The 18,011-nt window shown below is 69.3% G+C and carries 21 protein-coding genes; 13 read left to right on the forward strand and 8 right to left on the reverse strand.

The annotated features are described in order from the left end of the window. Positions 1-98: 98 nt before the first annotated feature. The 3 genes from ACEWX3_RS01230 to ACEWX3_RS01240 are packed head-to-tail and all read right to left on the reverse strand — an operon-like array spanning position 99 to position 2,778. Positions 99-665, reverse strand: coding sequence for an isochorismatase family protein (locus tag ACEWX3_RS01230; RefSeq protein ID WP_221358863.1), 567 nt, complete (start codon positions 663-665; stop codon positions 99-101). Further along, complete coding sequence (locus ACEWX3_RS01235; RefSeq protein WP_221358865.1) at positions 662-1,339, reverse strand: PAS and ANTAR domain-containing protein; 678 nt, start codon at positions 1,337-1,339, stop codon at positions 662-664. Before ACEWX3_RS01235 ends, ACEWX3_RS01230 begins: the two co-directional genes overlap by 4 nt. 50 nt (positions 1,340-1,389) lie before the next feature. Beyond that, a complete protein-coding gene (locus ACEWX3_RS01240) occupies positions 1,390-2,778 on the reverse strand; it encodes an acyl-CoA dehydrogenase family protein (RefSeq protein WP_207068612.1) in 1,389 nt (462 codons plus the stop codon). Between the two features lie 110 nt (positions 2,779-2,888). Between ACEWX3_RS01240 and ACEWX3_RS01245 the strand changes: the two genes are divergently transcribed. The 5 genes from ACEWX3_RS01245 (at position 2,889) to ACEWX3_RS01265 (ending at position 7,547) form a co-directional block, all read left to right on the forward strand. Further along, positions 2,889-3,434 carry a hypothetical protein gene (locus tag ACEWX3_RS01245; RefSeq protein WP_374158501.1) on the forward strand — a complete coding sequence of 182 codons (546 nt, stop codon included), beginning with the start codon at positions 2,889-2,891 and terminating at the stop codon, positions 3,432-3,434. Positions 3,435-3,822: 388 nt separating this feature from the next. Further along, positions 3,823-4,278 (forward strand): PPOX class F420-dependent oxidoreductase, encoded by a 456-nt coding sequence (locus tag ACEWX3_RS01250; RefSeq protein ID WP_221358871.1) that lies wholly within the window; start codon positions 3,823-3,825, stop codon positions 4,276-4,278. Between the two features lie 260 nt (positions 4,279-4,538). Further along, positions 4,539-5,774, forward strand: a complete 1,236-nt coding sequence (locus tag ACEWX3_RS01255; RefSeq protein WP_207068615.1) for a glycosyltransferase family 4 protein — start codon at positions 4,539-4,541, stop codon at positions 5,772-5,774. Then, on the forward strand, positions 5,768-6,490 hold the full coding sequence (locus ACEWX3_RS01260; protein ID WP_374158502.1) for a class I SAM-dependent methyltransferase: 723 nt from the start codon (positions 5,768-5,770) through the stop codon (positions 6,488-6,490). Before ACEWX3_RS01255 ends, ACEWX3_RS01260 begins: the two co-directional genes overlap by 7 nt. Next, on the forward strand, positions 6,483-7,547 hold the full coding sequence (locus tag ACEWX3_RS01265; RefSeq protein ID WP_207068617.1) for a prenyltransferase: 1,065 nt from the start codon (positions 6,483-6,485) through the stop codon (positions 7,545-7,547). The genes ACEWX3_RS01260 and ACEWX3_RS01265 overlap by 8 nt, the downstream gene beginning before the upstream one ends. Here ACEWX3_RS01265 and ACEWX3_RS01270 read toward each other — a convergent pair. Then, positions 7,534-8,238 (reverse strand): class I SAM-dependent methyltransferase, encoded by a 705-nt coding sequence (locus ACEWX3_RS01270; protein WP_207068618.1) that lies wholly within the window; start codon positions 8,236-8,238, stop codon positions 7,534-7,536. The genes ACEWX3_RS01265 and ACEWX3_RS01270 overlap by 14 nt on opposite strands. 53 nt (positions 8,239-8,291) lie before the next feature. On the opposite strand from ACEWX3_RS01270, the gene ACEWX3_RS01275 reads away from it, so the two are divergent. After that, positions 8,292-8,861, forward strand: coding sequence for a TetR/AcrR family transcriptional regulator (locus tag ACEWX3_RS01275; RefSeq protein ID WP_207068619.1), 570 nt, complete (start codon positions 8,292-8,294; stop codon positions 8,859-8,861). A 2-nt stretch (positions 8,862-8,863) separates the two neighbouring features. Here the strand turns inward: ACEWX3_RS01275 and ACEWX3_RS01280 are convergent, their stop codons facing one another. Beyond that, positions 8,864-9,448 (reverse strand): TetR/AcrR family transcriptional regulator, encoded by a 585-nt coding sequence (locus tag ACEWX3_RS01280; RefSeq protein WP_374158503.1) that lies wholly within the window; start codon positions 9,446-9,448, stop codon positions 8,864-8,866. A 95-nt stretch (positions 9,449-9,543) separates the two neighbouring features. Between ACEWX3_RS01280 and ACEWX3_RS01285 the strand changes: the two genes are divergently transcribed. After that, entirely contained in the window at positions 9,544-10,890 is a 1,347-nt protein-coding gene (locus ACEWX3_RS01285) for a cytochrome P450 (RefSeq protein ID WP_374158504.1), read from the forward strand. A gap of 6 nt (positions 10,891-10,896) precedes the next feature. Here ACEWX3_RS01285 and msrA read toward each other — a convergent pair whose 3' ends face one another. Continuing rightward, positions 10,897-11,406, reverse strand: a complete 510-nt coding sequence (gene msrA, locus ACEWX3_RS01290) for a peptide-methionine (S)-S-oxide reductase MsrA (protein ID WP_152519207.1) — start codon at positions 11,404-11,406, stop codon at positions 10,897-10,899. Continuing rightward, positions 11,403-11,894: a peptide-methionine (R)-S-oxide reductase MsrB gene (gene msrB / locus ACEWX3_RS01295; RefSeq protein WP_207068622.1), complete on the reverse strand. Its 492-nt coding sequence runs from the start codon at positions 11,892-11,894 to the stop codon at positions 11,403-11,405. The genes msrA and msrB overlap by 4 nt, the downstream gene beginning before the upstream one ends. An 89-nt stretch (positions 11,895-11,983) precedes the next feature. On the opposite strand from msrB, the gene ACEWX3_RS01300 reads away from it, so the two are divergent. The 6 genes from ACEWX3_RS01300 to ACEWX3_RS01325 all read left to right on the forward strand — a co-directional run bounded on the left by ACEWX3_RS01300 (position 11,984) and on the right by ACEWX3_RS01325 (position 16,879). Next, positions 11,984-12,490, forward strand: coding sequence for a nuclear transport factor 2 family protein (locus ACEWX3_RS01300; protein ID WP_374158505.1), 507 nt, complete (start codon positions 11,984-11,986; stop codon positions 12,488-12,490). Continuing rightward, complete coding sequence (locus ACEWX3_RS01305) at positions 12,487-13,497, forward strand: NAD-dependent epimerase/dehydratase family protein (RefSeq protein ID WP_374158506.1); 1,011 nt, start codon at positions 12,487-12,489, stop codon at positions 13,495-13,497. The genes ACEWX3_RS01300 and ACEWX3_RS01305 overlap by 4 nt, the downstream gene beginning before the upstream one ends. A gap of 33 nt (positions 13,498-13,530) precedes the next feature. Then, the gene (locus ACEWX3_RS01310; protein WP_374158507.1) at positions 13,531-14,925 is read left to right on the forward strand and encodes an NAD(P)/FAD-dependent oxidoreductase; all 1,395 of its coding nucleotides are present in this window, start codon (positions 13,531-13,533) and stop codon (positions 14,923-14,925) included. 40 nt (positions 14,926-14,965) lie between these two features. After that, complete coding sequence (locus ACEWX3_RS01315) at positions 14,966-15,343, forward strand: DUF427 domain-containing protein (protein ID WP_374158508.1); 378 nt, start codon at positions 14,966-14,968, stop codon at positions 15,341-15,343. Positions 15,344-15,352: 9 nt separating this feature from the next. After that, a complete protein-coding gene (locus ACEWX3_RS01320; RefSeq protein WP_207068626.1) occupies positions 15,353-16,264 on the forward strand; it encodes a DNA-3-methyladenine glycosylase in 912 nt (303 codons plus the stop codon). A 69-nt stretch (positions 16,265-16,333) separates the two neighbouring features. Beyond that, complete coding sequence (locus ACEWX3_RS01325) at positions 16,334-16,879, forward strand: Dps family protein (protein ID WP_207068627.1); 546 nt, start codon at positions 16,334-16,336, stop codon at positions 16,877-16,879. A gap of 19 nt (positions 16,880-16,898) precedes the next feature. On the opposite strand, the gene ACEWX3_RS01330 is transcribed toward ACEWX3_RS01325, so the two are convergent. Then, positions 16,899-17,705: a PaaI family thioesterase gene (locus ACEWX3_RS01330; protein WP_374158509.1), complete on the reverse strand. Its 807-nt coding sequence runs from the start codon at positions 17,703-17,705 to the stop codon at positions 16,899-16,901. Positions 17,706-18,011: the final 306 nt, after the last annotated feature.

Here is an 18,011-nt window from a genome sequence, read left to right on the forward strand (position 1 = left end):
CTGTGCTAGCGCGATGCGGATTCGTCGGATGACGGCGTGTGGCGACCCTATGGGATGCCCACCCGAGGGGGTGGTGCAACCGTCGGGTGGGTCACAGGTCAGGACGCGACGTCGACCCCGGCAGAGCGCAGCGCCTCGACCGCCTGCGCGGTGGTCGCCGGCGACACGCCGGCGGTCAGGTCCAGCAGCACCCGGGTGGCGAATCCGGCGGCGACCGCATCGGCTGCGGTGGCCTTCACACAGTGGTCGGTGGCGATGCCCACGACGTCGACAGCCTCGACGCCCCGGGAGCGCAGCCACTCGGCCAGTCCGGTGCCGTCGTCGTCGGCACCCTCGAAGCCGCTGTAGGCGGCGGTGTAATGGCCCTTCTTGAACACCGCCTCGATCGGCGCGGTGTCCAGGTCGGGGTGGAACTCCACCCCGCCGGTGTCGACCCGGCAGTGCGGTGGCCACGAGTCGACGTAATCCGGGTGGTCGGAGAAATGCCCGCCCGGGTCGATGTGGAAATCCTTGGTGGCCACCACGTGTGCGTACCTCGAGCCGCCGCCCAGCAGGGCGTTGATGCCGCGCGCCACGTCCGCGCCCCCGGCGACAGCCAGCGAGCCGCCCTCGCAGAAGTCGTTCTGCACGTCGACGATGATCAGCGCTTTCTTCGAGGCGGTCACGTGCCCACGGTATCGCTGGTGCGGTCCACCCGCTGGTGAGCAGTCAGGAACAGGTGGTCGAACGTGGCGCGGGGCGGCAGGGTCTCCTCGTAGTCGAGGCCGGCGAAATCGACCAGCAACCGTTCGGCGAGCATCCGCAGTTTCACGTTGGTCTCCTGCGAGCGCCACCGCAGCAGCTCGAACGCGGTGTCCGCATCGACCCGGTAGACCAGCATCAGCATCCCCTTGGCCTGTTCGATGACGGAGCGGTTCTCGGTGATCTCGTCGAGCGCCGCGCTGACCATCGCCTTGGCCATTGCCTCGTTGGGGGTGACGTCGACGTAGAAACCGTGGGTGCCGATCAACCGGCCGTCGGCATCGCGGAGCTGATCGCCGATGACGACCACCTCGTGCACATCGCCGCGGGTGTCGATGATGCGATGCCGCGTCGAGAACGTCCGGTGCTCGCGGCGCATCTCCTCTAGGGTCGCCGCGACCTGCCGGTAGTCGTCGGGGTGCTTGTGCGAGAGCACCAGTTCGGTGGTCGGGGTCACGGTCCCGGGCTGATAGCCGTGCAGGAGCTGAACCTCGTCGGACCACTCCCACCGTTCGTCGGCGAAGTGGAAGCGAAACCAACCCACCAGCTGGGGCGCGCCACCGGCGAGCGCCTGCTCCAGGGAGTCGTCACTGGTCACAGCAGTAGATTAGCGTGACCGCCGGTTCCGTCCGGCGCGATCCGCAGGCCCTACTTGCTGGGCGGCCGAAGCACTTTCATCGCCATCTGCATCACCGGCGCGGGAACCCGGTCCTTCATCGTCAGCGCGGTGTCGGCGACACGGGTGCGCACCGGCGTGCCCCGGCCGAAGACGCGGTTGAGCGGACCGCCGGTGGGTTCGAGGTCGACGTGCAGCGGAGGCTTCCCGTCGGCCGCGCCGAGCGCCTTGGAGATGACGATCCGCTGGATCTCGCTGGTGCCCTCGAAGATGGTGTACAGCTTGGCGTCGCGGTACCACTTCTCGACGGGGTGGTCGGAGATGTATCCCCAGCCGCCCATGGTCTGGATGGCTCGTTCGGTGGTGCGCACCGCGAGCTCGCTGGCGGCCAGTTTCGACATCGATCCTTCGCCGCGCTCGAACGCCACACCGGTGGCGGCCATCCACGACGCCCGCCAGGTCAGCAACCGCGCCGCATCCAGACTGGTGGCCAGGTCGGCGAGCGGGAACGCGATGCCCTGGTTGTCGATGATGGGCGCGCCGAAGGCCTCACGCCGATTGGCGTATTCCGTGACGTACTCCAACGCCGCCCGGGCGATGCCGAGAGCCTGCGCGGCGACCATGGGGCGGGTCTGCTCGAACGTGCCCAACGTTGCCGATCCCGACCGCTTGGGCCCGCCCTCGCGCACGCGGGCCAGCCGCCGCTCGAGTTTCTCCTGCCCGCCGAGCAGATGGTCGGCGGGCACGCGGACGCCGTTGAACTTCAGCTCGGCGGTGTGCGACGCCCGGCAGCCCAGTTTGTCGAGCTTGCGGACCATCTCCAGGCCCGGCAGACCGCCGGGGACGATGAACAGACCCTGCCCGCGGTGCCCGAGTTCCTCGTCGACGACGGCGTTGACCACGTGCACATTGGCGATGCCGCCGTTTCCAATCCACATCTTGTGTCCGTCGATGATCCAGTCCGCGTCGGGGCCCGAGCCGTCGCGGCGCGCCCTGGTGCGCAGGTTGCGCACGTCGCTGCCACCCTCGGGTTCGGAGATCGCCAGCGCGGCCAGCTTCAGGTCGCCGGGGGTACCGAAACACTCCGGCGCCCACTGCAGCATCTGTTCGGGGGTGGCGGCCTGCCCGATGGCCGACAGCGCCAGCGCCGGCATCACCACCGCCAACCCGATCCCCGCGCAGCCCCAGAACAGTTCCTCCATGAACATCGGCAGCGACAGCCCGGTCGGGTCACCGATCAGGTCCCGGTAGAACAATGGACTGTAGAAGCCCTGCTCAGCGGCCTGTTCCAGGACCGGCCAGGGAAACTCCTGGCGCTGGTCGTACTCGGCGGCGACGGGGCGGATGACCTGTTCGGCGAACTCGTGGGTGCGGCGGGCCAGGTCGTGCTGGGCTGCTGTCGGGGTGATGTTGAACGTCATCGGTGCCCCACCGTCGCTGTCGTGAACATGCGCATCTCCCCACGTCGTTGTGCCTAACGTGGCAAGTACCCAAAGCCGGCGAAAAATTCACGGCGGGAAGGGCGTGGCGCATGAAGTTTGCTGTGGGCGCCCTGCGGCAGCGTGACGGGATCACCTGCGGGCCGGCGGTCGCCGTGGTCGCCGGGGCGATGCTGGACGCTGAGTACGGTTCGATGCTGCGCGAGGCCGGCGTGGCTGATGCCTGGTTCGCCAGGGAACAGCAGCGCGTGCACGCCCAGGTGAACGCCGTGTGGCCGCGCCGTCTGGGAACCACGCCGGCGGGAATGGCACGTGCGCTCACCGAACGAGCCCGGGTGTGCGGGCTGCGCTACCGGTGGCGGTGCCGGCGAGGGCGATGCGACCGACTGGCCGATGTGCTCGCCGCGGTGGGCGAAGGCCGGCCGGTGGCGGTGCTCATCGGGCGCGTCGTCCCGCGGCACTGGGTGCTGCTGGTCGAGGTCAGTGGCGACGCGCTGCGGTGCTACGAGCCGTCCTCCGGGGCGACTCGGTCGGTGTCGGTGGACGCGCTGCGCCGCGGACGCCTGACCGGACTCGGCTTTCCGCGGGCTTTCGCCTTCGTGCTGCCGAGCGGCGCGACGCGGGCTGTCACGGCCTGATCGCGCGGAGCGGCGGAGCCCGCCGTGGCCTCGGCGATGCGCTTCTCCGCTTCACCGATCGAGATGCGCAGCCGCCGCGCGAGCACTTCGGCCCAGGGAGCGCCGGCAAACTGCACCGGGGGCGGCCCGGTGACCAACCGCGCCAGCAGACGCCGCTGCAGCGCGGCCAGCCGACGTTCCATGGCGTCCAGGCGCAGCAGCAGCGCCCGCTGATCGGCCGGGCGCAGGGTGTGTACCGGCAGGTCGGTCAGGGCTTGAAAGGCGCTCAAAGCGTCATCTGCGGCGTCGAGCACAGGGGTCACGGCGGTCGTTTCACGGACAAGCGGGCTGTTCGAACTCATGTTCGACAGAGTACGGAGTCGGACCGACAACTCGATACGCTGAACCGATGGCCAGACGCATCGCGACCGCCGAGCCGGTTTCAGGGGCCGACCTGCTCGAGTTCATCCGACCGCGGCACCGCATGGTGCTGACCACCCACCGCCGCGACGGGTCGCTGCAGAGCTCGCCGGTGACCGGTGGGGTGGACGGCGACGGGCGCCTGGTGATCGCCTCCTATCCGCAGCGGGCGAAGTCGGTCAACATCCGCCGCGACCCGCGCACGAGCGTCGTCGTGCTCTCCGACGACTTCGACGGGCCCTACGTCCAGGTCGACGGGGACGGCGAAGTCCTGGACCTGCCCGAGGCGCTCGAACCGCTCGTCGACTACTTCCGGTCGGTTGCCGGTGAGCACTCCGACTGGGATGACTACCGCCGGGCGATGGTCGAGCAGGGCAAATGTCTGATCCGGATCACCCCGCGGCGCTGGGGCCCGGTCGCCACCGGCGGGTTCCCGCCCCGGTGAGACGCACTGCGCCGAGGTCGGCGGGGACGTCAACAGGTGACTGTGGTAGTCAGAGCTAGCGCACGCGTTGCGTCAGCTAGCACGTCAAACTATAGTCTGGACACATGTCCAGGAGGGTTCGGATTCCTTGCTCCAATCGATTTGGCCTGCTCAGTGCGGCATTCCATCCGGATCCTCGCGCGTGAGCGCGGCGCGGGGTATGTGCGTGAGCGCGGCGCGGGGTATGCGCGTGAGCGCTGCGCGGGGTATGTGAGCTGACCATGCGCATTGCGTTGCTGTCCTATCGGAGCAAGACCCATTGCGGTGGCCAGGGCGTCTACGTACGACACCTGAGCCGCGGCCTGGTCGAGCTCGGCCATGACGTGGAACTCTTCTCCGGGCAGCCGTACCCGGACGGTCTGGATCCGCGGGTGCGCCTGACCAAGGTGCCCAGCCTGGACCTCTACCGCGAGCCCGACCCGTTCCGGATCCCGCGGCCCAGCGAGATCAAGACCAGCATCGACGTCCGCGAACTGCTGACCACGTGGACTGCGGGCTTCCCCGAACCCAAGACGTTCAGCATGCGGGTGGCCCGGCTGCTCGCCGACCGGCGCGCCGACTTCGACGTCGTGCACGACAACCAGTGCCTGGGTACCGGTCTGTTGGCGATCGCCGAGGCCGGGCTGCCGGTGGTGGCCACCGTGCACCATCCGATCACCCGGGACCGGGTCCTCGACGTCGCCGCGGCGAAGTGGTGGCGCAAGCCGCTGGTGCGCCGGTGGTACGGCTTCGCCGAGATGCAGAAGGACGTAGCACGCCGGATTCCCGAGCTGGTCACTGTGTCGTCGACCTCGGCCGCCGACATCGCCGAGGACTTCGCGGTCAGCCCCGACCAGCTGCATGTCGTACCGCTGGGAGTGGACACCGAGTTGTTCCAACCCGCGCCGAACCGGGTGCGCAACCGTGTCATCGCGATCGCCAGCGCCGACGTGCCGCTCAAAGGCGTGAGCCACCTGCTGCACGCCATCGCCCGGTTACGCATCGAGCGTGATCTCGAGCTGCAGCTGGTCGCCAAGCTCGAGCCCAACGGCCCGACCGAGAAGCTGATCGCCGAGTTGGGTATCTCCGACATCGTGCACAGTTCCAGCGGGTTGTCCGACGCCGAACTGGCAGAGCTGCTGGCCTCCGCCGAGGTGGCGTGCATCCCGTCGCTGTACGAGGGCTTTTCGCTTCCCGCGGTGGAGGCGATGGCCAGCGGGACTCCGATTGTCGCCAGCCGGGCCGGTGCGCTGCCCGAAGTGGTCGGACCCGACGGTGAATGTGCGCGGCTGGTCACTCCCGCCGACGTCGACGAGTTGACCAGGGTACTGGGCGAGTTGCTGGATTCGCCGCTGGAGCTGCGCAGGCTCGGCGACAACGGAAGGCGCCGTGCGCTGGACGTATTCAGTTGGGAATCGGTTGCCGCGCAGACTGTCTCGGTCTACGAGCGCGCCTGTCGGCGGGTCGCGGCATGCTGACCGTGGACTTCGACCGGCTCGAGGTGGGGCCGGGCAGCAAGGTCATCGACGTCGGGTGTGGTGCCGGCCGGCACACCTTCGAGGCATTCCGCCGTGGCGCCGACGTGATCGGCTTCGACCAGAACGTCGCCGATCTCAATGATGTCGACGAGATCCTGCAGGCGATGAAAGCCGAGGGGGAGGCACCCGCTTCGGCCCGGGGCGAGGCCGTCAAAGGCGACGCGCTGGAGTTGCCGTACGCCGACGCCACCTTCGACTGCGTCATCGCCTCGGAGATCCTCGAGCATGTGCCCGACGATGACCGGGCGATCTCCGAACTGGTGCGGGTCCTCAGACCCGGTGGTGCGCTGGCGATCACGGTGCCGCGGTGGTTGCCCGAGCGGATCTGCTGGGCGCTCTCGGATGAATATCACGCCAACGAAGGCGGTCACATCCGCATCTACCGCGCCGACGAACTGCGCGACAAGGTGCTCGCGCACGGCCTCGAACTGACTGCCACCCATCACGCTCATGCGCTGCACGCGCCGTACTGGTGGCTCAAATGCGCCGTCGGTACCGAGAAGTCAGATCATCCGGCGGTGACGGCGTATCACAAGCTGTTGGTGTGGGACATGATGAGCCGGCCGTGGCTCACCCGCACTGCCGAGGCCGCGCTCAACCCGTTGATCGGCAAGAGTGTGGCGCTCTACTTCAGGAAACCTCCGGCCGATGCCTGAGATCCCCGGTGTGCCCGGGGCGTTCAGTCCCGACCAGTGTTGCCAGACGGCGGAGTCCATCGCGGCGACGCAGGAGCCGTCCGGTGCCATCCCGTGGTCGCACGGCGGGCACACCGATCCGTGGGACCACATCGAGAACGCGATGGCGCTGACCGTCGCGGGACTGCTCGAGCCGGCGCGGGCGGCCTTCGACTGGTCGTTGCGCACCCAGCGCGACGACGGCACCTGGCCCATCCAGTTGCGCAACGGCGTCATCGAGGACGCCAACAGTGACAGCAACTTCTGCGCCTACATCGCCACCGGTGTGTGGCATCACGTGCTGGTCACCGGCGACCGCCGATTCGCCGAGACGATGTGGCCGGTTGTGGTCAAGGCGATCGACTTCGTCCTGAGCCTTCAGTCCGGCACCGGCGAGATCGCCTGGGCGGCAAGCCCGTCCGGTATCGCCGAGGAGGCCCTGCTCACCGGCTGCGCCAGCATTCATCACAGCATCCGGTGCGCCTTGGCGCTGGCCGACTATGTCGACGACCCGCAGCCCGAGTGGGAGGTCGCCGTCGGGCGGTTGGGTCACGCGATCGTCGAACACCCCGAAGCGTTCGTCGCCAAGGACCGCTGGTCGATGGAGTGGTACTACCCGGTGTTGTGCGGCGCGCTGCGCGGGCCCCGGGCGCGCTCCCGGATCGACGAGCGGTGGGACGATTTCGTGGTTCCGGATCTGGGGATCCGGTGTGTGGACGACCGGCCGTGGGTGACCGGTGCCGAGACCTGTGAGCTGGTCATGGCATTGGACGCGATCGGCGACCGAGGACGCGCGCATGCGCAGTTCGCGGCCATGCACCACCTCCGCGAGGAGGACGGTTCGTACTGGACCGGCCTGGTGTACGCCGACGGCAAACGCTGGCCGGTCGAACGCACCACCTGGACCGGTGCGGCGGTGATCCTCGCGGCGGATGCATTGTCCTGCGCGACGCCGGGCAGCGGCATCTTCCGCGGTCCCGATCTGCCGCGGGGTCTCGAGGGAGACTACGACTGCGAGTGCGTGATCAGCGAGCGCTGACCTGCGCGCCGCCGAGCGTGCCCGGATCGCCCGTCGCGCGTTCGAGCACCCGCATCGAACCGGTCGCCGCGACTTCGCGGAACTCTGCGGTGTCCAGCGCGCGGCGGTAGATGTGGAAGGGCGCCTGCCCGCCGTCGGCGGGGTCGGGGAAGACGTCGTGGATGACCAGTGCCCCGCCGACCGACACCCACCGCGCCCAGCCGTCGAAGTCGCGGCGGGCCGCCTCTTCGGTGTGGCCACCGTCGATGAACAAGAGCCGCAACGGGGTTCGCCAACCGCGGGCGACCACCGGCGAGCGTCCCACGATCGCCACCACGTGGTCGTCGAGGCCCGCGGCGTCGAGGGTGTGGCGCAGCGTCGGCAGGGTGTCGAACAGGCCGGTGACCGGGTCGACCATCGAGGAGTCGTGGTACTCCCAGCCGGCCTGGTGTTCCTCGGAGCCGTGGTGATGGTCGACGGTGTACAGCAGCCCACCGGTCTGCTGGGCGGCGGCGCCGAGCATGACGGTGGACTTGCCGCAGTACGTCCCGATCTCCACCGCGACGCCGTCGCCCAGGTAGTGCAGCGCGGTGTCGTAGAGGGCGCGGCCCTCATCAGCGGGCATGAAACCCGTGACGCGTTCGGCGAGTTCGAACAGCTCGGCGGCGGCCGGGGGTAGTGCGGTGTCGGGGTGCGCCGTCGTATCGCTCATGGCGCCCAACTTACCGTTGCTGGTCACAGGTCGTTGTAGTAGCGTCCGGACATGTGTCCGATCCGGCCCTGGAGTCGACTCGGCGCCGTCTGACGGCCCGACAGGCCGACACCGTGGAGCGGTTGGGCCGGGCCTCGGTCGAGCTGCTCGCCCGGGATGGATTCGCCGCTCTGACCGTGCGCAGGGTCGCCGCGGAGGCGGGCGTCGGCGCCGCCACGGCCTACACGTACTTCTCCTCCAAGGAGCATCTCGTGGCCGAGGTGTTCTGGCGCCGGCTGGCCGGTTCGCCCCACGTCGATCACGAGTCGGATGATCCCGTCGCCCGGGTGGTCGACGTGCTCGGGCACATCTCGCTCCTGGTCGCCGACGAGCCGGAGTTCGCCGGCGCCGTGACGACCGCGCTGTTGGGCAAGGATCCCGATGTCGAGGTGCTGCGGCTGCGCATCGGCCGCGACATCCGGGACCGGTTGGCCGGCGCGCTGGGACCTCAGACCGACCCGGACGTGATCGACACGTTGGAGATGCTGTACTCCGGGGTGCTGGTCCGCGCGGGCATGGGTTACGTCTCCTACGACGAGATCGCGCGCCGACTCGAGAGGTCGGCGCGTCTGATCCTCGGGTGAGGTCAGTGCGGACCCAGTAGCGCCGTCGCCGCGGCCACCGCGGGACCGGCGATCTCGTGGACGTCACCACCGTCCTCGACCACGAGCGCGGTCAGTTCCCGTATGCCGCCCAACAGGATCAGCGCGGAGGAAGCGGAGACCGGGCCGATACCGGCACGGCGAAATCCCGGGTTCCCGGTCAGCGTCACCAGCATGTCGGTCAGTTTCACCATGGCCTGGCGGTGCAACGGCTGCGCTTGCGCGCCCAGGGCCGGCGCCTCCCGGATCCAGCTCAGCGTGATGGCGGGCCGGGCGCCGATGTGCTCGACGTAGGCGTCGACGGACTGACGGATCTGGACCGGCCAGTCCGCCTGCGCGTCGACCGCGGCCAGGATGGCGGCGATGAGGTCGTCGTTGTTGCGGCGTAGCAATTCGATCAGGCAGCGGTCCTTGCTGTCGAAGTGCTCGTAGAAGGTTCGCTTGGACGTGCGCGCGTGCCGGACGATGTCGGCGACGGTCGTGTCGCGGTAGCCGCGCTCGCGGACCGAGGCCGCCAAGCCGTCGAGCAGCCGAGCGGTCACCGCCGAGTCGGCGGGAACGGCGGTCATGATCGCGACACCCCCTTGCGACCCCGTGGTACCAAGCGGTACCGTACCGGACACGAGCGCGGTACACCCAAGTACCAGAGCGGAGCCGATTGCGGATGACCGAAGCGACGATCACCACTGCCGAACGGAGCGCCCCAGCGCCCCGTGAGGTGCGGTTGCCACCCACCCCGCCCGTGCCCCGGCTGATCCAGGGACTGGGCTTCACGACGTCACGGAAGTGGACGGTCGCACAGATCGTCCGCCGATGCGGAGACGTGTTCACGTTGCAGCTGCCGGTGTTCGGCCGCACCGTGATCGTCGCCGACCCGGCACTGGCCAAGGAACTGTTCATGGCCAACACCGAGGACGTCGGCAACATCCAGCCGAACCTGTCGCGGGTACTCGGGTCGGGTTCGGTGTTCGCCCTCGACGGCGCCGACCATCGGCGGCGACGCCGGCTGCTGACCCCACCGTTCCACGGCAAGAGCATTCGCAACTACGAGGCCATCTTCGAAGAAGAGACGCTGCGCGAAGCCCAGAACTGGCCCGAGGGCACGCCGTTCGAGACCCTCGAACCGATGATGCGCATCACCCTGAACGCCATCCTGCGGGCGGTATTCGGCGCCGACGGAGCGCATTTGGACGAGCTGCGCCGCATCATCCCGCCGTGGGTCACCCTCGGTTCCCGACTGGCGGTGCTGCCCACCCCGGCACGCACCTACGGCCGGTTCAGCCCGTGGGGACGGCTGGCGCGCTACCGTCGGCGCTACGACGAGGTGATCGGCCGACTGATCGACGCCGTGCAGGCCGACCCGGACTTCGACGACCGCGACGACGTGCTGGCGTTGCTGCTGAAGAGCACCTACGAGGACGGGTCCTCGATGTCGCGCCAGGACATCGGCGACGAACTGCTCACGCTGCTCGCGGCCGGCCACGAGACGACCGCAGCCACGCTGGGTTGGGCCTTCGAGCGCGTCAGCCGCCACCCCGACGTGCTGGCCAGGTTGGCTGCCGAGGCCGACACCGAGGACAACGAATACCGGCAGGCGGTCATCCTCGAGGTGCAGCGGGTGCGTACCGTCATCGACTTCGCCGGACGCCACGTGTACGCGCCCTCATTCGATCTCGGCGAGTACACCATCCCGCAGGGCTACTCCATCGTCGTCGCGCTGTCCCAGATGCACCACCGTGCCCAGGATTTCCCCGACCCGGACCGATTCGACCCGCACCGATTCATCGGTCAGCGCCCGCCCACGTTCGCGCACATCCCGTTCGGCGGCGGCACCCGGCGCTGCGTGGGTGCCGCCTTCGCCAACGTGGAGATGGACATCGTGCTGCGAACAGTGCTGCGGCACTTCGTGATCGAACCCACCGACGCCCCCGCCGAGAAGACCCACTCGCGGGGCGTGGCCTATACGCCCAAGAGCGGAGGCCGGGTGGTCGTGCACCGCCGGCCGCGGTGAATCGAGTCAGACCTCAGTGCGCTTGGGCAGCTTCCAGCCCGGCCGCGGGAAGTGGCAGGTGTAGCCACCCGGGTAGTGCACCAGGTAGTCCTGATGCTCCGGTTCGGCTTCCCAGAAGTCGGGTGCGGGGCTGACCTCGGTGACGACCTTGCCCGGCCACAGCCCGGAGGCCTCGACGTCGGCGATGGTGTCCAGCGCCACCTGGCGCTGCTCGTCGTCGACGTAGAAGATCTCCGAGCGGTAGCTGGTGCCGACGTCGTTGCCCTGGCGGTTCTTCGTCGTCGGATCGTGGATCTGGAAGAAGAACTCCAGCAGCGCGCGGTAGTCGGTCTGTGCGGGGTCGTAGACGATCTCGACCGCCTCGGCGTGCCCCGGATGGTTGCGGTACGTCGGATGGTCGTTCTGCCCGCCCGTGTAACCCACGCGGGTGGACACCACGCCCGGCTGCTTGCGGATCAGATCCTGCATGCCCCAGAAACAGCCGCCGGCCAGAACGGCTCGCTTGTAGTCGCTCACGCTTGCTCCTTCTCGACTGTGTCGTCGATATCGACGAACAACCCACGGTACTGCCCGTAGCCCTGCGCTTCGAGGTCGTCGAGGTGGACGAACCGCAGCGCCGCGGAGTTGATGCAGTAGCGCAGCCCTCCCGCTTCACGCGGTCCGTCGGTGAACACGTGCCCGAGGTGGCTGTCGCCGTGGGCCGAACGCACCTCGGTGCGGACCATCAGGTGGGAGAAGTCGCGCTTGGAGACGATGTTGTCGGCGCCGTCCTCGGCCGCGCGCAGAGGCCGGGTGAAGCTCGGCCAGCCCGATCCGCTGTCGAACTTGTCGACCGAGGCGAACAGCGGTTCCCCGGACACCACGTCGACGTAGATGCCGGGTTCGTGGTTGTCCCAGTATTCGCCGGTGAACGGCCGCTCGGTGCCGTTGCGCTGGGTGACGCGGTACTGCTCCGGCGACAGCGCGTCCACCGCCTGGGGATTCTTGTGGTATCGCTGAGTCATGGTGCCGGTATAACCGCCTGGCGTGCGCGTTTAATCCGCATCGGCAGACCCCTCGACAGCAACCGGTAGAACATGTTCTAGTTTCGGGTGTGACGGGCAACACCTTCAGCCGAGATGAACTCGTCGAGGCGTTCGCGGGCTTCGAGAAGACGGTCGACCGGGCGGCGCAGACCCGCGACTGGGATCCCTGGGTCGACCAGTACACCGACGACGTGCTCTACATCGAACACGCGGCGGGCACCATGCGCGGCCGCGAGCAGGTCCGGCCCTGGATCTGGAAGACGATGGAGACGTTCCCGGGCAGCTGCATGACGTCGTTCCCGTCCCTGTGGGCTGTGTTCGACGACGCGACCGGCCGGGTCATCTGCGAGCTGGACAACCCGATGCGCGACCCGGGCGACGGCACGATCATCAGCGCCACCAACATCTCGATCGTCACCTACGCCGGAGATGGCCGCTGGTGCCGTCAGGAGGACATCTACAACCCGCTGAGATTCGTCAAGGCGACGCTGAAATGGTGCAAGAAGGCGCAGGAGCTGGGCACGCTGCCGGACGAGGCGGCGGCGTGGATGGCCCAGATGGGTGCCGCGCGGTGACCGCGCCCGTGCTCGTCATCGGCGCGAACGGTTACCTGGGCAGCCATGTCACGCGTCAGCTCGTCGCCGCGGGACACGACGTGCGGGTGATGGTGCGCGACGGGGCCAACACGATCGGCATCGACGACCTGACCGTGACCCGCTATGTCGGCGACATCTGGAACAGTGCCGTGCTGCGCTCGGCGATGACCGGCGCGCGTGACGTCTACTACTGCGTCGTCGACACCCGCGGCTGGCTCAACGACCCGACGCCGCTGTTCCGCACGAACGTCGAGGGCACCCGCAACGTCCTCGAGGTCGCGGTGCAGCCCGACATTGCCGCCGGGTTGCGGAAATTCGTCTACACCAGCAGCTATGTCACCGTGGACCGGCGCCGCGGTCGGACCGCCACCGAGGCGGACGTGATCCCCGATCCGACCGTGTTGACGCCCTACGTGCAGTCCCGGGTGCAGGCCGAGAACCTGGTGATGAACTACGCGCGGGAGCGTGGACTGCCCGCGGTCGCGATGTGCGTGTCGACCACGTACGGCGCCGGTGACTGGGGGCGCACGCCGCACGGGGCGATCATCGCCGGCGCCGCGTTAGGCAAGCTCCCGTTCGTGATGGGAGGCATCGAACTCGAGGCGGTGGGGATCGACGATGCGGCACAGGCCCTGATCGCCGCTGCCGACAAGGGCCGGGTGGGCGAGCGCTATCTGGTGTCGGAGAAGATGATCTCCAACGCCGAGGTGGTACGAATTGCCGCCGAGGCCGCCGGCGTTCCCGCCCCGTCACGAACCCTGCCGCTTCCCGCGGCCTACGCCATGGCCGCGCTGGGCAGCCTCAAAGCCCGGCTGACGGGCACCGACGAGCGACTCTCGCTGGGGTCGCTGCGGTTGATGCGCGCCGAGGCTCCGCTGGACTGCACCAAGGCCCGCCGCGAACTGGACTGGCTGCCGCGGCCGGTCGAGGAATCCATCCGGGAGGCCGCCACGTTCTGGGTGGGTCTGCGGGCCGCCAAGCGTTAACAGGCAACACGGCGCAGCTGTCAGAATCTCCCGGTGCCCAGCCACGCGCCCACCCCTGCACCCACGAACGGTCACGTGTCGCATTGGTTCGACGGACCCCCGGTGCCCCGCCCGCCGCTGCCCGGCAGCCGGGACGCCGACGTCTGCATCGTCGGCGCGGGCTATACCGGCCTGTGGACCGCCTACTACCTCAAGCAGGCCGACCCGTCGCTGCGCATCGTGGTGCTCGAGGCCCGGTTCGCCGGGTTCGGCGCGTCCGGACGCAACGGGGGCTGGCTGTCCGGACTCGTTCCCGGTGACCGCGAGCGGATGGCGCGCCAATACGGCCGCGAGGCCGTCGTGGCCTGGCAGCGTGCGCTCAACGACGCTGTCGACGAAGTGATCGACGTCGCCGCCCGGGAGAACATCGACGCCGGCATCGTCAAGGGTGGCACCCTCGAGATCGCGCGCAACCCGGCGCAGGCGACCCGGCTGGCCGCGGCCGCCGACGCCGAGAGCCGGTGGGGCGTCGACGGCGTCGCGACTCTCACCGCGGGCGAATCGGCGCAGCGCATCCGGCTTTCCGGAGTGCTCACCGCCTACCACAATCCGCACTGCGCCCGGATCCAACCCGCATCGCTGGCACGCGGTCTGGCCGACACCGTGCAACGCCTCGGGGTCGACCTGTACGAGCGCTCCCCGGCGACCGAGATCGGCCCGGGTGGCGTCGCCACGCCGTGGGGCACCGTGCGCGCGCCGATCGTGTTGCGCGCCACCGAGGGCTTCACCGCGAGGCTGCCCGGGCTGCGACGCCGCTGGCTGCCGATGAACAGCTCGATGATCGCCACCGCACCCATCCCGCAACGGATCTGGGACGACATCGGGTGGCAGGGCCGGGAGACGCTCGGCGACACCGCGCACGGTTTCTTCTACGCCCAGCGGACCGTCGACGACCGGATCGCCATCGGCGGACGCAGCGTGCCCTACCGGTTCGGTTCCCGGCTCGACCGGGACGGTCAGGTACCGCGACGCACCATCACGCGGCTGCGACAGACGCTGCACTCGATCCTGCCGCAGGTCGCCGACGTGCCGATCGCGCACGGTTGGTGTGGTGTGCTGGCCGTGCCGCGGGATTGGGAGGCGACGGTCGACTTCGAGGCGTCCTCGGGTCTGGGGTGGGCCGGCGGGTACGTCGGCCACGGCGTGACCGCCACCAATCTGGCCGCCCGCACGCTGACCGACCTGGTGCTCGGCCGGTCGTCGGCGCTGACCGAGCTGCCCTGGGTCGGGCACCGGTCGCGCGGCTGGGAACCCGAGCCCCTGCGCTGGATCGGCGTGCGCGGCATGTATCTGGCCTACCAGGCCGCCGACTGGCACGAGTTCCGCGGCAGCGCCGGCACCTCGCCGATCGCGGTCGTCGCCGACCGGATCGCGGGCCGCCCGCACTGACGGGGATGGCAGCGCCGTCCGGAAGGCGTTGAATGGTGTCATGACCGACCGACCTGTGTTGGAGCCCACCGAAGCCCACCCCATCACCGTCGAGCCGACCGGCAGACACGTCGTGGTGCGGGTGAACGGCGAGGTGGTCGCCGAAACCGATGCCGCGCTGACACTGCGCGAGGCCAGCTACCCCGCTGTGCAGTACATCCCGCTCGATGATGTGGTGCAGGGCCGCCTGAAGTGCAGTGACACCGCGACGTACTGCCCGTTCAAGGGCGACGCCAGCTACTACCACCTCGCCACCGCGGACGGGCAGACCGTCGAGGACGCGGTATGGACCTACGAGGCGCCCTACCCGGCGGTTGCCGCGATCGCCGGCCATCTCGCGTTCTATCCGGACAAGGCCGATGTCGGAGTCGGCTCCTAGGCTGACGAGGTGCGCAGTTCGGCCAGCGTGGTGTTCGCCGGCCCCGCCAGCCCCGGCCTGACCCTGAGTCCGCTGCGGCGCGGCGGCGGGGACCCGTGCTACTACGACGACGTCGACGGCTCGATCTGGCGCACCAGCCTGATGCGCACCGGACCCGTGACCGCACGCATCCGGCGCGCAGCGGTCGACACCGTCGACTGCGAGGCGTGGGGGCCGGGGGCCGTCGAGTTCACGGACACGCTGCCGGCACTGCTCGGAGCCGACGACGACGCGTCCGGCTTCGAGCCCACCGAGCCCACCATCGCCGCGGCGCTGCGCCGGGTGCCGCACCTGCGGCTCGGCCGCACCGGGCGGGTACTCGAGGCGCTGATCCCGGCGGTGATCGAGCAACGGGTGGCCGGTAAGGATGCCTTCGCGGCGTGGCGCCGGCTGGTGACGCGGTACGGCGCCCCCGCCCCGGGGCCGGCGCCGTCACGTCTGCGGGTGCCGCCGGCCGCGGACGTCTGGCGTCGCATCCCGTCGTGGGAGTTCCACCGCGCCAACGTCGACCCCGGGCGGGCGCGGACGGTGGTGGGGTGCGCCCAGCGCGCCGATGCGCTGGAGCGGCTGGTCGACCGACCGGCAGCGGCTGCCCGCCGCGCGCTGATGTCCCTGCCCGGGGTGGGGGAGTGGACCGCGGCCGAAACCGCCCAGCGGGCATTCGGAGACCCCGACGCGCTGTCGGTGGGTGACTACCACCTGGCCACCGTGGTGGGGCGCAGCCTGCTCGGGCGCCCGATCGACGACGCGCAGATGGTCGAGCTGCTGGAACCCATGCGCCCGCATCGGCACCGCGCCGTGCGTCTGCTCGGCGCCAGCGGGCTGGCCGTGTACGCCCGCTTCGGGCCACGGATGCCGATCCCGAATCTGGCCGAAATGTGACATGGGACCGGAGGCGATTACCGGCCCAGGCGCTCGGGTACACGTCGGCCGACGAACGAAGGAGCTGAAATGACTACATTCACCGTTCCCGGAATGACTGACAAGCAGGGCGCAGAAGTCGCCGAGCTGCTCCAGAAGGCTCTCAGCAGGTACAACGACCTGCACCTGACCCTCAAGCACGTGCACTGGAACGTGGTGGGCCCGAATTTCATCGGCGTGCACGAGATGATCGACCCCCAGGTCGAGCTGGTCCGTGGATACGCCGACGAGGCCGCCGAGCGGATCGCCGCTCTCGGCACGTCGCCCAAGGGCACTCCCGGAGCGATCATCAACGACCGCACCTGGGACGACTACTCGGTCAACCGGGACACCGTGCAGGCCCATCTGGCCGCTCTCGACCTGGTGTACACCGGCGTCATCGAGGACACCCGCAAGTCGATCGAGCAGCTCGAGGAGCTCGATCTGGTGTCCCAGGACATGCTCATCGCCCACGCCGGCGAGCTGGAGAAGTTCCAGTGGTTCGTCCGTGCCCACCTGGAGAACTCCGGTGGTGAGCTGGTGAACGAGGGCACCTCGACCGAGAAGTCCGCCGCCAGCAAGGCGAAGAAGTCCTGACTCCTAGGGGCAGCGGCGGTCAGCGGTAGGCCGTCAGCCGGCCGAGCATCGCCACCCGACCGTCGCTGCCCACCGCCCTGGCCTCGGCCACCCCGGTGCTGCGCCCACGATGCAGGCGGTCGGCCACATAGCGCGCCTGCGCGCCACTGTGGAACGGGCGCAGGAAGTTGACCCGCAGCGACGCGGTGCGATACGGCTCACCTTCGGCGTCCCGGTTCACCTCGGCAGACGCCGCCAGTTCCAGACCCATCGACGAGATTCCGCCGTGCACCACGCCGACGAGGTTGTTCAGCGCCGGATCCTCGCCCTGCAGCAGAACCGTTGCCGCACCCCCGGTTTCGCCGACATCCAGGGTCATCAACTCACGCAGAGTGGGCCCGGCAGGGACGCCGGCGGAGTCGCTGGGCCAGTCCTGCGCGACGGTGTCCGGCGCCGCGATGTAGAACGACCGCACGGTCGCCGTCGCGAGCGCGTGGCCTTCGGAACTCAACTCACACAGCCCCAGCGCGTCATTGTCGCGACGGCCCAGCGGGCGCGACACGCCCAGCACCGGGGCGCCGGCTGAGGCGGCGAGGACGTCCACCGCGTCCGGGACCACCTCCAGCGACAACTCGCTGCTGACCGTCCACTGGCCCGGCCCGCGCCGGCAGTGGTTGATCAGGCCGCCGAGGTGGTCGACCAGCAGGGCCAGCGTGGCGACGGTGGGTGTGTGGGTCAGCGGGTTGACCAGGGGCGCCGCCGGCACCGTGGCCACGCAGCGTTCGGGCCCCTGCTCGAGCGTCTCGATGCCGAAGCGGCCGAGTGGGGTGTTGGGCGGGTAGGCCATTGCTGCAGCCTGACGCGCCACTCGCGTCGCTGTATACCCCCGGCGGGTAAAGTGAAAGGCAGATCACGTCGACGTCGGCAGGAGGTGGCCGATGAGCTCGGTAGGCTTGCGGGTGCATCGGCAGAACCGTTGAACGGCAGCGGGTTCGGCTGGTGGCGATGGTTTTTGGCCGTCTGAGGGGCCGGAAAACGTTTGCCTGCATCCTGGTGTCAATTCTCTAAGAATCTGTCCGGCGTCCGCGCAAAGTATGACAATGGTGTCATCGCACTACAGAAAGCGATGCTCGTGCTCCAGCAAACGGTTTCT

Origin of the sequence: Mycobacterium sp. G7A2 (assembly GCF_041902445.1) — a bacterium.
GTDB lineage: Bacteria > Actinomycetota > Actinomycetes > Mycobacteriales > Mycobacteriaceae > Mycobacterium.

Coding starts and splice junctions, on each gene's coding strand:
- ACEWX3_RS01240 (WP_207068612.1), bottom strand. CDS start 2,778: ATGACGTTCAACATCACCCCGACAGCAGCCCAGCACGACCTGGCCCGC.
- ACEWX3_RS01245 (WP_374158501.1), top strand. CDS start 2,889: ATGAAGTTTGCTGTGGGCGCCCTGCGGCAGCGTGACGGGATCACCTGC.
- ACEWX3_RS01250 (WP_221358871.1), top strand. CDS start 3,823: ATGGCCAGACGCATCGCGACCGCCGAGCCGGTTTCAGGGGCCGACCTG.
- ACEWX3_RS01255 (WP_207068615.1), top strand. CDS start 4,539: ATGCGCATTGCGTTGCTGTCCTATCGGAGCAAGACCCATTGCGGTGGC.
- ACEWX3_RS01260 (WP_374158502.1), top strand. CDS start 5,768: ATGCTGACCGTGGACTTCGACCGGCTCGAGGTGGGGCCGGGCAGCAAG.
- ACEWX3_RS01265 (WP_207068617.1), top strand. CDS start 6,483: ATGCCTGAGATCCCCGGTGTGCCCGGGGCGTTCAGTCCCGACCAGTGT.
- ACEWX3_RS01270 (WP_207068618.1), bottom strand. CDS start 8,238: ATGAGCGATACGACGGCGCACCCCGACACCGCACTACCCCCGGCCGCC.
- ACEWX3_RS01280 (WP_374158503.1), bottom strand. CDS start 9,448: ATGACCGCCGTTCCCGCCGACTCGGCGGTGACCGCTCGGCTGCTCGAC.
- ACEWX3_RS01285 (WP_374158504.1), top strand. CDS start 9,544: ATGACCGAAGCGACGATCACCACTGCCGAACGGAGCGCCCCAGCGCCC.
- msrB (WP_207068622.1), bottom strand. CDS start 11,894: ATGACTCAGCGATACCACAAGAATCCCCAGGCGGTGGACGCGCTGTCG.
- ACEWX3_RS01315 (WP_374158508.1), top strand. CDS start 14,966: ATGACCGACCGACCTGTGTTGGAGCCCACCGAAGCCCACCCCATCACC.
- ACEWX3_RS01325 (WP_207068627.1), top strand. CDS start 16,334: ATGACTACATTCACCGTTCCCGGAATGACTGACAAGCAGGGCGCAGAA.
- ACEWX3_RS01330 (WP_374158509.1), bottom strand. CDS start 17,705: ATGGCCTACCCGCCCAACACCCCACTCGGCCGCTTCGGCATCGAGACG.